A 12,933-nucleotide genomic window follows, 5' to 3' on the forward strand; every position below is an offset into this window, starting at 1 on the left:
TCCCCCTTACTGATACTGCTTCCAGTCGGGGACGCTCGTCAGCTTCGTCCAGCTTTCGCCGACCTCGCCCTGACGGTTAAAGTCATGGCTGTTCGTGGCCTCCTGCACGGCGAGATAGTGCCAGTCGGACGGCTTGTTGTCCGGCCACGTTACCATGCTGTCCAGCAGGTCGCTTTCACTCTGCGGCATACGGCAGAGTACGCGGTTGATCATGGTCATAGCCTCAGCGCGGGTGATGCGGGCGTCGGGGCGGAACGTGCCGTCCGGATAGCCCGAAATCCAGCCGAACGCCGCCGCTCTCTCGATCTCGTTTTCCGCCCAGTGACCGGAAATGTCGGAGAAGCTGCCGCTGTTCTCGACCGTTCTGGTGCTGAATCGCGCACAGATCGCCGCAAACTCCGCACGGGTGATCGAGGTATTGGGGTCAAAGCGGTCCGCACGGCGGCCCTTGACGATACCGAGCTTCGCCATCGTGGAAATCGCCTTGTTGTGCCACTGGCCGTCCGAAACATCGGAAAATTCGTTGTCGGCGGTAAGATTTCCGTCGCGAATGTCGGATTTGAGCAGTCGGAAGAAGATCGTCGCGGTCTCAGCGCGGCTGACGTTCGCGTTCGGGCGAACGTTGCCGTCCGAGTAGCCAATCACATAGGCGTAGTGGTCATCGCCGTTGAGTTTGTCCGGCACACCGGTAGCCTCCCAGCCTGCGTAGACCGTCTTGTCGCTGTTCATCGTCACGGTCGTGATCTTCTGCGTCAGCGCCTTGTCCGCATACCAGCCGGTAAAGGTATAGCTCTCGCGTGTCGGGGTCTTGTCAAGCGTCACCTTCGTGCCGGAAGAATAGCGCTCATCCTTGTAAGCTGTGCCGCCGTTCGGCTCATAGTGCAGCGTATAGCGGGTCGAATGATGGGAAGAGGAGCTGTTCTTTGTCCACTGTGCGGTATAAACGGCATTGTCCGTTACCGTTGCGGCTACGGACGGCTGCCAGCCGGTAAAGGTATAACCGCTGCGGGTCGGTGTTCCGCCGGTAAATGCAGGGGTGGGGGTTCCGCGGCGCAGGTCGCTGGTTACCTCATCCGCAAAGCTGGTGCCGCCGATACCGTCTGTGTAGGTAACAGAAAACTTTTGGATCGCTCCGTACAGAACAAGGCTCTTCGCCTGAGAAGAAGTTCCCGTTTTTGCCGTATAATCAGTATCTGTAATAATTTCCTTATGGTTGTGTGTAAAATGCGACAGATACGGCTCGGCATCTGCTACGCTATAGGTTTCTGTGCCATAAGTAATCGTACCGGGGGCAACAACCACTCTGCCATCCAAAGACTCATCATCATAAGAGGTCAGTTCGTAATTCTGCATGGAATCAGATGCGCCTACCAATGTGACATAGCGGTTAGTCTCGATTGCTCCAGTGCGGAAATTAGTCGTACATCCTACGCGAATATCTCCGCTGACATTCATCTGTGTTCCGTCCAGATAAAGCTCACCGCTCTGCTCGATTGCGTTGCCGCAATAAAGGCGCTCGGAATGACTATCATCTGTCGGATAGCCACTCGTTGCCTGGTTATCCGAGATGGTGCCACCCAGCAGATATACAGCGGCATTAGGATTTGCACCGCTGTTGCCGGAACGGATTGACAGACCTCCGCCATAACCGGCTTCATTCTCTCGGATGCTGCCTCCGGTCATAAACATCTGGTCGCCATGGGCAGAGAGATACACACCGCCACCGGCAGAGTTTGCTTTGTTGCCGGAAATCATGCCGCCGCTCATTGTAAGCGTGTCGGTATAATTCTGTGTATTGTTGCCGAACAAGCAGATAGCACCACCATAGTTTCGAGCGATGTTATCTGTGATTTTAGCATTGCCCGACAGCTGGATGCTGGTATTGCCCTGCCAATAATTGTCGGCTGCATACGCCGAGACGGCACCACCGTAACTTGCCTTGTTGTTGGAGATCGTACCGCCAGACATGACAAATGTGTTCGTCAGGTTTCCTGTATTGCGTGTACCGATAATAGAAATCGCACCGCCAAAGGCGCTGACATCGCTGGTAGCCGCATTTCCACTGATCGTACCTCCACGCATGGTCAGTTTGGCAGGAGCATCATAGGCAGTATCATAATCCGCACGACAAGCACGGATCATAATCGCTCCACCGTGTGCGCTGGCGGAATGATTAACGCCGTTGATCTCGTAATTGTCACCAACGGCAGTATTGTTGCTGATCTCGCCACCGTTGATCTCCATTTCGCCGCTGAGATAGACAGCACCACCCCATTCGGCAGAACAGCCGGTGATACTGGAGCTATCCTCCATCGTCAGTTTGGCGCCGTTATCTACAACGATGCCGCCACCCCAGTCGTTGGTACCAGTCGTTTCATCCTGATTGATTGCTCGGCCATTGCGAACAGTCGCACCATCTGCAAGGATAAGCTGACTGCCAGGGCAAACACGGACGCAGCGAATATCCTGGGCTTCTGCATCTACCGTCAGATTTCGCAGCGTAATATTCGTCTGTGTGCTTGTACCACTTTCGGCACCGATTTCAATCATATAGAGGTTATTGGGTGTGACACTATCCCAACTATATTTGATCGTAGGTGCAGCTTCTCCGGCATTACCCGCCAGCGTGATTGACTTATCACCTGACAGGACGGTTTTACTCGGCAAAACTATGTCTGAAAGCAGGCAGATGGTATCTCCGTCAGCTGCCTTCGTAAATGCCGCACCAATTGTTTTTAGGGGTGCGCTCTCATCGCCGGCGGCTGAATCATCGCCGCTTCCGGATACATATATAACTGTTCCGCTGCTTGTTCCGCTGCTTGTTCCGGGAGCCGCAGCGGCCAGCGCAGCAGTCGGAAGCATGGTCATGAGCAGACTTACTGTCAACAGCCATGACAATAATTTCGTTTTCACATCAAATGCTCCTTTACATATAGTAATACCTGCCAAGGCAAGGCCACTAAGCAATATCCTGACAGGTTTCTGATCTTGCGCGGCAGTTCTTTCGTCCGCCGCATTGATGCTGTGCTGTCCTCCTTCCGTGCAATGGCAGTTACGAGATGTCAAAAGGTGTACTTTTTTGTTAGTCAAAGTAGACATTGTACATAATAAAGGTTTAATAGTAGTAATTCCTATGAAACCGTGCTATAATAGAGAAAAATTATAGGCAGTGAAGATGCCAAAAAGTACACATTCTCGCATTCTCGGTTAAATTCATTTTATACTTTGTTTGATTTTAAATGCCTTGTTGCGAAAGGTAGACAACGGCATTCTGCATCCTCGCGCTGCGGCTGTGCCTGTTATTTCGCCTTTTTCCCAACGTCGATACACCTCTTCAAAATTTCCGGGTAAAGGTTTCGGGGGTCGCCCAAAGCGAACCCCTTTCGCTTTTGCAGCCGCGATACCTTCCGCTTGCCGCTGGCGGATATTAATACGCTCGTTTTCCGCAACAAAGGACAACACTTGTAATACGATATCGCTGAGGAAGGTTCCCATCAGATCCTTTCCGCGCCGGGTGTCTAGCAGTGGCATATCCAAAACCATAATGTCGATGCCTTTATCTTTCGTAAGAATCCGCCATTGTGCTAATATTTCCTCATAATTGCGTCCCAGACGGTCTATACTCTTGATGCAGAGAAGATCGTCTTTTTTCATTTTACGCAGCAGTTTTTTATACTGTGGCCGTTCAAAATCTTTACCCGATTGCTTATCTATAAAGATATTTCTCTCCGGCACAGCCAATTCCCTCAGTGCAATCATCTGCCTGTCCTCATTCTGTTCTTTCGTTGAAACTCGGACATATCCGTAAATCTCTGCTATTGTCAACACTTCCTTTTCTTCCATACGATATCATAGCCGAGAATATCAGCAATCTCGACAGCTTCAGTATAACTGAAAGTGCCGCGACGCAGTTTACCGGACAGGTTCTGCATACAGCTGCTCCGCCCGTACTTTTCAGCGAGCTGTGCAGCCATGCACGTCAATGTCATACCATTTGCAATGATATATCCCTTTACCTCGTGTCCGTAGTTTCTTGCATTTGCTCTTTTCATGTTATCCTCCCATACAAGTTATCCGACACCCAGTATTGCACTTAACACTGGGTGTCGAATTTTTCATCATTATGAATACATCGGCACTCCATACCCATAAATTCGCGCATCGCCTACTGGATAGCTATTCTCCCGACAGGCATCGCCAGAGTTACCTTCTACGGTGTACACCGTACCGCCTTCCGTTTTTTCGACAATACCCACATGATCCGGTACGCCATCGCCGCCCCAGTCAAAGAAGATAATGTCACCGGCACACGGTTCGTAATCACGCTCCTGCCACTGACTGCGTGCCTTGAACCAGTCCGAACCATCACTGCACAGCGAAAAGCTCGGAATCACTCCCGCATCAATATAGCCGCACTCGTTCGCGCACCAGCTGACAAAGCAAGCACACCACTCCACACGTGATGTGAAGCCGTACCAGCTCCAGTAAGGCTGACCACCCACATTACCAAGCTGCGACAGCGCTATTGTCACGATTTCACCATCACCTGTTCCGATACCGTAAAGTACGGAACTCCAAAGCGACCGATACTTCTCATCCAACAATTCTGCCAGCTGCTTTTTCTGGTCAGCATTAAAATGATACTGATCTGCCATCTCGTCAGTAGTTTTATGCGAAATTGTAATGTACAGATATACTACCGTTGTCTTATCTTTGCCGCTACCTTTTGTATGGCGCTCCACACGATAGGAAATGCTGTTCATATCCCAAAAGACCTTACGCAGCAGCTCCAGCTTCATATCATTCATTGATGCCACCTCCTGACCATCACTCTGGTCGGATGTGGTCTTTACTGCATAAATCGAAAGGATTTCCGGCCATGTGGCTCTCGAACCGGATAGGATCAATTTATCATAGGGATTGTCTGTTTTGATTTTTTCTATCTTCTCGTTATACTCCTGATTGATTTCTCGTGCTGCGTCCCGCATGGTCATGCCAGTGCCGCTGTCTTCGCCTGAGAAAAAGATACCAAAGCAGGAGCCTGCCATCATGCCAATCAAGCACACAACAACAATCACCATGCAGGTCACTCCACTGCCGGCAGTCAGAGCCGCAACCATCGACCGCATACCGGCAATAATTGCCCTAAGCACCTCTTTCGTGGCTTCTGCCGCTCGTTTAGACATGGTTGCCGTCCGCTTTGTCGCTGCTCGAAATGTCTGGGCCGAAATTTCAGCAGATTTCACTGCAGCCTCCGCCGAACGATGCTGAACCGCAGTTGCATACTGCGCTGTTTGTCTGGCTGACTGCACCCTTCGTGCAGCAGTCTTGATTCTCAACCGAGTTGTCTTAGGCGAAATTGCCTCTTTTGCAGCAGTTTTGCTGCTGTGCAATACTGTTTCTCTCGACTTTATGACGCTTTTTTCTGGATTTGCACTATGCTGTGAACCATGCACTACGCAATCATGGAAACTCGTTTCGGCAGGTTTAATAGTCCGATCTGAACCTGCAATCGCAGACTGCCGCTCTTTGATTCGAGCAGATTTCAACTTCTTGGCAGCTTTGCTCTTTGCCAATGTACGTCCCTGTTCCACCGGGTCATTTGAAACTCTACTCACAGTCTGCTGTCCGATTTTTATTCTCGGAGCATCTTTTCCGGCAGTTTTCCGGTTCGTTTTCACTTGTTGTGCACGAATTGCAGCCTGCCGTTGCGATTGTTTCTGAGGTGTGATGTCATTTTCACCCCATGGCTGATTGGGCATCGCCGGCTCCTGCATCGGTTCCGCATATCGTTCCCTGCGCTGCTTGATTGCCGCTGTTCCTTTTTTCACTGCCAGTTTTGCACCAGCCGCAGCAACACGAGCAGTATCTTCCGCCGCATTTTCCGCTGCTCGTTGCACCTTGTCCCCAGCATAGGCATTGGGATTTTCCGAACGGTCATCTGTCAAATTTGTAAACTGTTCTTTGGAACGGATATATACCTCCTTCATGCGTTCTCCCGCAACCGCCGCCTTATCCAACGTCTTAATGCCTTGCACCTTTTCTCTTGTCTTGATCTTTGGCATTTTCCTACTCACCTCCATACGCAGAAACGGGCAGGATTACTCCTGCCCGTGTGCAAACTGACCCTCACCAGGTCGGGTCGTCATCAGCTCATACAGTTTCGTATTCTGCGGAAAACGGTTGATGAACGGCACCAGTGCGCTGCCATATTTAATCAGGCCGCAGCCTGCATCTGCGTTGGTGATATAGCTCATCTGCTCATTCGAGATATTCAGCAAATGCGCCAGCTTTTCACGGTCGGATGCTGCCTGATTGAGCATGACAATAAACTCCGAGTTAGAGAGCATGGTACTTGCCTGAACGGAATCCAGCAGATACTCCACATTCTGCGTGATAGCGGTCGGGTACGCATTTCTCTTTCGAAACTGCCGCCATGCCGAATTGAAAAAGGCCGCACTGAACTCGTTTTCAAACATGACATGGAACTCATCAATGAATACATGCGTGCGCTTGCCGCGTTTCCAGTTGAGCGTTACGCGGTTCAGCATGGTATCCGTAATGACCAGATGGCCGATCGGCTTCAACTGTTCACCCAGTCCATGAATGTCAAACACAACCACCCGCTTGTCCAGATTGACCGTGCTTTTATGACCGAAAATATCCAGAGAACCGGTGGTAAACAGCTCCAGTGCAAGCGCAATGTCCTTGGCCTTTTCTTCCGGCTGATCGAGCAGCATTTCACGCAGTGTTGACAGCGTGGGCACTGTGCCGGACTGCTCCGCTTCCTGATACACCGCCGCAACGCATCGGTCAATGATGGACTTCTGCTGCGGACCGACACCGTTCGGGTCAATACGCTCTACCAGCGACATGATAAACTGCGATTTCACTACAATCGGGTTGTTTTCGCCGTAGCCATCAACCATGTACATGGCATTCAGTCTGTCCTTACCGCCAGCCGAAACACGAATCACAGACGAAATATCGCCCATTGCTTCCGCAAGCGGCGCATATTCTCCTTCCGGGTCACAGATCAGGATATCATCATCGGTATTCAGAATCAGGAACGTAATCAGCTCCTTTGCATTGAACGATTTGCCGCTGCCAGGCACACCCAACAGAAATGCAGACTGGTTCAGCAGGTTCGCTTTATTGCACATGATGAGATTATGCGAAATCGCATTCTCTCCAAAGAAGATGCCGCCCTTATCCTGGATTTCCTGTACCTTGAACGGCATAAACACTGCAAGGCTTTCCGTTGTCAGCGTTCGAAAAACATCAATCCTGCGAGAGCCGATTGGCAGCACTGTATTCAGTCCATCAAGCTGCTGATATTTCAGCACAGCCAGCTGACACATATGCTTTCGGGCAATCGCCTGTACGGTTTCTGTATCTGCGTCCAACTGCTCCTTGGTATCTGCCGTAAGCACCATTGTCAGCACTGCGAACATCATGCGCTGATCACGGGTGGTCAGGTCGTCAAGGAATTCCTTGCTCTCCTTGCGCTGAAGCTCCATATCATACGGAACAACAGCAGAGAAGTTGTTGTTTGCATTTTGGCGGCGCTGCCAGTTCGTAATGTTTGTTTCCACACCCAACAGGCGGCTCTCCACCTCATGCACTGCCTCATCGGTCGGAATGGGCAGAATATCAATGGAAAGCATCATATTGCGGTTCAGGTCAGTCAGTTCCGTAACCATGCTGTCCTTAATGTAGCTGGCATAGTCTTTGAGAAACAGCACCCGGCAATACTGATCGCCCAGAATCAGATGATCCTTGTTCTTTTCAATGGAGTCAGGGCAGATAAAATCCCGAATATCATGGCCCTTTCTCGCCATGCTCTTAATGTCGAAGTCAAACGTAGTTTCCTCACCGGCACGGTAAAAATCATGCAGCATACGCAGGCGTTCTGCCGCCGTCAGTTCCATACACTTGGAACCGAGCGCTGCAAAATGTGCCGACAGGTCAGCGCCAATGCGTGAAAAATACGTTCTTGCTTCCTCCACGTCCTTTCTGGCTACCGAGACCGTCAGGTATTTCTCCTGCATGATACCGTTTGCGCCCGTAGCCTTGTCCAGCAGCATCTGGTTATATTCCTTGCGGTACTGGTCCAGTCCGTCCTCCTTCATCGGCATTAGAATGGATTTTTCAAAGCTGGCGCGGTTCTGACGATGGTTATAAATCGTCAGTTTGGTAGTCGCGCCGCTGTCCAGACTGTTCAGCAGTTCCGAATAGGTCAGGAACATACTCTCCTTATCCTCGCGGGAGGCCACCAAATAGTTAATATCCGTAAACCGATACATCTTAGTGAACTTGCTGCCCACCTGAAAAATACCGTCCGGCCAGATGCGCCTGATAGGGATGACATCCTGCACTTTGCGAGGTACCTTGTAGCGTTCCTTATCCTGCTTCATGATGGTACGAATACTCTTAATCATGGTTCTTCATTCCCTCTTTCTCTTTCTTCTCCAGCTCAGGCTTTAACGCTTCATAATAGATATTATTCGACTGGAATCGAATGACTTTTGGCTCCAGCACTTCTGACCGCAGCCATGCCCATACAAACTGCTCGGCCGTCATACCGTGATATGTCACAAATCCCATAGCAGCAAACGGGGCAGCACCAAGGATACACATCCATGAAACCGTTTCTGTGCCGACATACGGTTTGAGGACAAAGTACAGCAGAATCGCTACACTAGCTGCAAGCACTGTAAACACGCACTGCCGCATAGACAGTCCGAAGAACATGGATTCGGTATAGTTCCGAATCTCTCGATTGATTTTAACTTCCAATGCCTTTCCCTCCTTACAGTCCCATCATCTCATGCACAATTCTGTCTGCCATTTTTATCGAGCCAACCAGAATCAGCATATTGAAAATCAGTTCGCCAATATAACTCCATACCATGGATGCTGCTGCCGCATCCACATCAACCACCGGCGGCGATGCTGCAAATACGCTGAATATAATGCAGGCAAGGACGATAATCGCTCCCTCCAGGCAAACCGCAGCATAACCTTTTAAGAAACTCTTACCGATGTTCTGGCTTGGTTCTCCTGCAAAGCTGGACAGCGGAATCGGCGCAATTGCCGTGTACATGAACATCTTAAAAAACCGCCCATAAACACTTAGAATCATCACAAAAGACAGCACCCAAATGAACAGTCCGCCGATCAGCGTGACGGCCCACAGAGGAATGCTTTCAAAAAAGCCGCATTCTTCTACGGCTGTAATAATCTCCTGTGGCAATACCGTCTGCTGTGCTCCTCCAAATCCTGCGGCATTCATAATCGAAGAAATAACGCCCTGTACAATATTGAGCAGAGCCAGCATCAATTCCATGCCGTAGGAAATCAGTCCTTTGGCAAGGGCGAACCGCACAAACAGCTTTACTGCGTGTTCAGGCTTCTTGATTTCCGCAAAGCTGCCGCAGGTTTTCATCACGCCAACCACAAAGAAAACCACCAGAAGCGCATATCCAATCGCCTGGAGTGCGCCATGAATGCTGACGATCACACTCCAAATCGCGCCGCCCTTAAAGTTTTCTGGCGACTGCGTAATGAGCAGCCAAATCTCTGACAGCTTATCATTCCATGTTTCCAGCGCATTGGTCAGGTTTTGTACGACCCAGTTATCCGACACTTCAAGCACCTCCTTCCGGGGCAGGCATCATGCCTGCCCCAAACTGTTGGATAACGTATCTTAGCCGCCGGTAATCAGCGTCAGGATTTCCTTGGCAAAGGTGATGACAATGCCGCCTGCCAGTGTCAGAAAGCCGTTAGAACGCTGAGAGGGGTCATGGGACTGAAGCGACAGACCTACCTGCACGATACCCCAGCCAAGCAGGATCAGACCAACAGCGCGAATCAGGCCGAAAATAAAATTGCTCAGGTTGTTGATCACTGCCAGCGGATCGTCTGCCGCAAACGCCGGGACGGTGCAGCAGCAGAGCACTGCCGCAGCCATCACCGCCGTACAGTAGCGACGGAAGCCCTTTTTCACCTTGTCAGGCACCGGCTTCCGGTTTTCATTTTTATTTTTCATGTTGTTTTTCCTCCATCTTCTTGAAATGTTCTTCTAGCTCCTCTTCTGTGAGAAGCAAGAAGTCATGTTGACTGGAAACGGTCAGTTTCTCTGCCTTTTTAGCAAGTTCAGCGTCCAGTACGACAGATGCGATACTGCGTGTGTCCTGTCCATGCTGGTAAGGCTCCATACCGCCGTCTGTGGTGAGTTTCACATTCGGATGTTTCAAAACATCGTATTTGAAGTCTTTGACCGGTCGCTCACCGCGTATAAAAAGAAGTGCGTAGCGGTTGTCCAGCATACGCACTTCATCAGGTGTCATCAGCTCTCGGCCTGTGATCTGCCAGTTGACCGAGTAGCTGCCGTTTCTACCTTTGGATTGTCCATAGGTGTTCGTATCAATCGTTTCCTTGCCGAGCAGCTTGGACACATATTCATGCGTAGACTGCTCGTTACCGCCGAGATACAGGAACTCATCACAGTTGCCCACGATGCTTTCCCACTGTTTTTCGAATAATGCTTTCAGCTGTGCAAGGTTTTGGATAATAATGCTCACTGAAATCTCACGGCTGCGCATCGTAGCCAGCAGCTTATCAAACTCATCGGGCAGGGCGACATTTGCAAACTCGTCCATCACAAAATGCACATGAACCGGCAGTCTGCCGCCATGAACAATGTCTGCCTGGTAGTAAAGCTGTTGAAACAGCTGCGTGTACAGCATACCGACAAGGAAATTGAAGCTGCTGTCATTATCCGGAATCACTGCAAACACAGCCGTTTTCTTCTCGCCTACGCTCCATAGCTCCATTTCATCGGTCTGCGTAATACCAGCAAGGGACTCCAGATTGAACTTCTCCAGTCTGGCAACCAGTGTGATTTGAATGGATTTCAGCGTTTTGCCGCTGCCAGAATGGTAGTTGCGATAATATTTCAGGGCAATGTGCTCCGGATTACGCATCTCCAGTCGGTCGAACAGTTCGTCCAGCGGCGAAACAAAACCATCATCGTCCTCATGCACTTCACCCGCTCGAATCATCTCCATCACCGTGGGGAAGTTCTGTTCGTCCTCCGGAGCTTCATAATGAAGATAAAAAATTAGAGCCAGCAGAAGCATTTGCGCCGCCTGATCCCAGAAAGGGTCCTGCGACTGACTGCCTTTAGGTGTGGTATTCTTAAACAGGTTCGTCACAAGGCGCTGAATATCATTATCATTCCGCAGATAGACAAACGGATTGTAACAGTGGCTTTTCTCCATATTGATGAGATCGATCACCTTAATTTCATAGCCCTTGGATTTCAGAAGATTGCCTGTATCGCGCAGGAGTTCGCCCTTTGGGTCAAGACAAACAAAGCTGGTATTCGCATTCATCACATTGGGTTTTGCAAAAAAGCGCGTCTTGCCAGCACCGCTGCCGCCGCAGCACAGAATATTCAGATTTCGTCGGTGCTTTCGACCATCAAGTCCGATTGCAACAGTCTGCGTCAGGATTTTATTTTCTGGCGCAGCCTTATTTGCATACTTTCGACTGATTTCCCTTGGAGAACCCCACTGTGCTGAACCATGCTCCTCGCGCCTGCGGTAATTTCGGTCACTCGAGAGAAATACCGCCAAAGCCAACCCGTAAATCAGTAGAAAAATAAGGACAGCTCGGAGACTATCCCTACAAAGCATGATATGAAACGGATTTGCAAATGCGGCACCGGCATTCTTAATCAAACCGATCAATCCATCATCTAAATACGGAGCGAACAACAGCGCTATCCAGATGACCGGTATGCAACCGCAGGCATAGCAGATCAGGCTTACTGGCGAAAACTTATCTTGCTTCATTCCGCCACAGCCCCCGTTTCCGTTTGGGCGGTGCGTCGATCACTTTGAGAAGCAAGTCATCAATATCGTCCGTCGGCTTACCATCCCGGATTGCATCGTTTCGGTAATCTGCCAGACCGCGCACCATAAGCCGCTGCTCGTGTTCCTCCAGCGTTACAACTTTCTTATCAGATGCCATCTTTGTCACCGTTCCTCTCTGTTGGCGTTCTCTCTTTGCGGCTGTTTCCGGTCATGTGTATCTAGCACTCGGTTCATATCACCAATCATCACGTTGGAAACACGCCTGATCGTACTAAGCTCCTGTCTGGCGCTCTTGGCGTCCATACCGCCAAACTCCGCTGGCATTCGGTCAAAACGAAACGTCTCGCAGGACAGCTGATTTTTCCGACACAGCACATATGCCACCGAATATGCCGTAAAAGCAGGGTTACAACAGGTCAGGTTTTTCTGTTTCAGATGGACCTTTGCAATTTCCTGTGCCAGTCCGCGAAACAGCGGTTCTGCATCCGTGCCCTGACGAACGTAAATCTTGCTGTCCGCTGGCTGATACAGTACATTCACTCGTTCCGGCAGGTCATCCGAAACCTCAATTTCGCAAGGCCGATGATCAACTAGCGCATTCAGCAGCAACTTTTTATCATGGGATACCAACGTCTCATGCTTCTGCAAAGCCGTTGTCTGCGACACATCGAACACCTTTTTCACCTTGTAAGAGGTTTTTACCGTACCGTCCTGATTCGTATATTCCTGTCCGGGTTCCAGAAGGTTGATGGCGCAAACCCCTTTCTTGATGTGAACACCAGTGTTCTTCCAGGCAGCAAAGTCTGCCAGCTGCGTCGCATCCGGACACTGATGGGCAATCAGCAGCGCATTACTGGCAGAATACCGGTCAAACTGCGCCTGAATATTCAGAAACGCCTGAAACTTCTCACCGCTGCTGACTGCCGCGACCGCTGCATCGTCAATCATTTGATAGACAACTTTGCGCTCCTCACGTTTCTGTTTTGCCCATTTTTCCTTATCAAAAGGTTCAGCATTGCTGTTCTGAACCAGACCGTCATTGTTTTCCATG

General features: G+C 50.2%; 11 protein-coding genes. All 11 read right to left on the minus strand.

Annotation, left to right across the window (positions count from 1 at the left end):
* Positions 1-6: 6 nt before the first annotated feature.
* Positions 7-2,913 carry an S-layer homology domain-containing protein gene (locus tag DW806_RS02185; RefSeq protein ID WP_158578264.1) on the minus strand — a complete coding sequence of 969 codons (2,907 nt, stop codon included), beginning with the start codon at positions 2,911-2,913 and terminating at the stop codon, positions 7-9.
* Between the two features lie 300 nt (positions 2,914-3,213).
* Entirely contained in the window at positions 3,214-3,843 is a 630-nt protein-coding gene (locus DW806_RS02190; protein WP_199677244.1) for a recombinase family protein, read from the minus strand.
* On the minus strand, positions 3,822-4,052 hold the full coding sequence (locus tag DW806_RS02195) for an LLM class flavin-dependent oxidoreductase (RefSeq protein WP_118285591.1): 231 nt from the start codon (positions 4,050-4,052) through the stop codon (positions 3,822-3,824). The genes DW806_RS02190 and DW806_RS02195 overlap by 22 nt, the downstream gene beginning before the upstream one ends.
* Positions 4,053-4,121: 69 nt before the next feature.
* The gene (locus DW806_RS02200; protein WP_243022137.1) at positions 4,122-6,065 is read right to left on the minus strand and encodes a CHAP domain-containing protein; all 1,944 of its coding nucleotides are present in this window, start codon (positions 6,063-6,065) and stop codon (positions 4,122-4,124) included.
* Positions 6,066-6,101: 36 nt separating this feature from the next.
* Positions 6,102-8,441, minus strand: coding sequence for a VirB4-like conjugal transfer ATPase, CD1110 family (locus tag DW806_RS02205; protein ID WP_118684101.1), 2,340 nt, complete (start codon positions 8,439-8,441; stop codon positions 6,102-6,104).
* Positions 8,434-8,799 (minus strand): PrgI family protein, encoded by a 366-nt coding sequence (locus tag DW806_RS02210; protein WP_118285593.1) that lies wholly within the window; start codon positions 8,797-8,799, stop codon positions 8,434-8,436. Before DW806_RS02210 ends, DW806_RS02205 begins: the two co-directional genes overlap by 8 nt.
* A gap of 13 nt (positions 8,800-8,812) precedes the next feature.
* Entirely contained in the window at positions 8,813-9,649 is an 837-nt protein-coding gene (locus DW806_RS02215) for a hypothetical protein (protein ID WP_110436367.1), read from the minus strand.
* Positions 9,650-9,709: 60 nt separating this feature from the next.
* Complete coding sequence (locus tag DW806_RS02220) at positions 9,710-10,051, minus strand: glutamyl-tRNA amidotransferase (protein ID WP_110436366.1); 342 nt, start codon at positions 10,049-10,051, stop codon at positions 9,710-9,712.
* The gene (locus tag DW806_RS02225) at positions 10,041-11,861 is read right to left on the minus strand and encodes a VirD4-like conjugal transfer protein, CD1115 family (protein ID WP_118728971.1); all 1,821 of its coding nucleotides are present in this window, start codon (positions 11,859-11,861) and stop codon (positions 10,041-10,043) included. The genes DW806_RS02220 and DW806_RS02225 overlap by 11 nt, the downstream gene beginning before the upstream one ends.
* The gene (locus DW806_RS02230; RefSeq protein ID WP_110436364.1) at positions 11,848-12,039 is read right to left on the minus strand and encodes a hypothetical protein; all 192 of its coding nucleotides are present in this window, start codon (positions 12,037-12,039) and stop codon (positions 11,848-11,850) included. Before DW806_RS02230 ends, DW806_RS02225 begins: the two co-directional genes overlap by 14 nt.
* 5 nt (positions 12,040-12,044) lie before the next feature.
* Positions 12,045-12,932, minus strand: coding sequence for an ArdC-like ssDNA-binding domain-containing protein (locus DW806_RS02235; protein ID WP_243022613.1), 888 nt, complete (start codon positions 12,930-12,932; stop codon positions 12,045-12,047).
* Position 12,933 lies beyond the last annotated feature (1 nt).

This window comes from Butyricicoccus sp. AM32-19, assembly GCF_003480365.1.
GTDB classification, from domain to species: Bacteria; Bacillota; Clostridia; order Oscillospirales; family Butyricicoccaceae; genus Agathobaculum; species Agathobaculum butyriciproducens.

What these genes read in the sequence shown, in the direction of transcription:
- DW806_RS02190 (WP_199677244.1), bottom strand. Translation starts at nt 3,843, where the DNA reads ATGGAAGAAAAGGAAGTGTTGACAATAGCAGAGATTTACGGATATGTC.
- DW806_RS02195 (WP_118285591.1), bottom strand. Translation starts at nt 4,052, where the DNA reads ATGAAAAGAGCAAATGCAAGAAACTACGGACACGAGGTAAAGGGATAT.
- DW806_RS02200 (WP_243022137.1), bottom strand. Translation starts at nt 6,065, where the DNA reads ATGCCAAAGATCAAGACAAGAGAAAAGGTGCAAGGCATTAAGACGTTG.
- DW806_RS02205 (WP_118684101.1), bottom strand. Translation starts at nt 8,441, where the DNA reads ATGATTAAGAGTATTCGTACCATCATGAAGCAGGATAAGGAACGCTAC.
- DW806_RS02220 (WP_110436366.1), bottom strand. Translation starts at nt 10,051, where the DNA reads ATGAAAAATAAAAATGAAAACCGGAAGCCGGTGCCTGACAAGGTGAAA.
- DW806_RS02225 (WP_118728971.1), bottom strand. Translation starts at nt 11,861, where the DNA reads ATGAAGCAAGATAAGTTTTCGCCAGTAAGCCTGATCTGCTATGCCTGC.
- DW806_RS02230 (WP_110436364.1), bottom strand. Translation starts at nt 12,039, where the DNA reads ATGGCATCTGATAAGAAAGTTGTAACGCTGGAGGAACACGAGCAGCGG.
- DW806_RS02235 (WP_243022613.1), bottom strand. Translation starts at nt 12,932, where the DNA reads ATGGAAAACAATGACGGTCTGGTTCAGAACAGCAATGCTGAACCTTTT.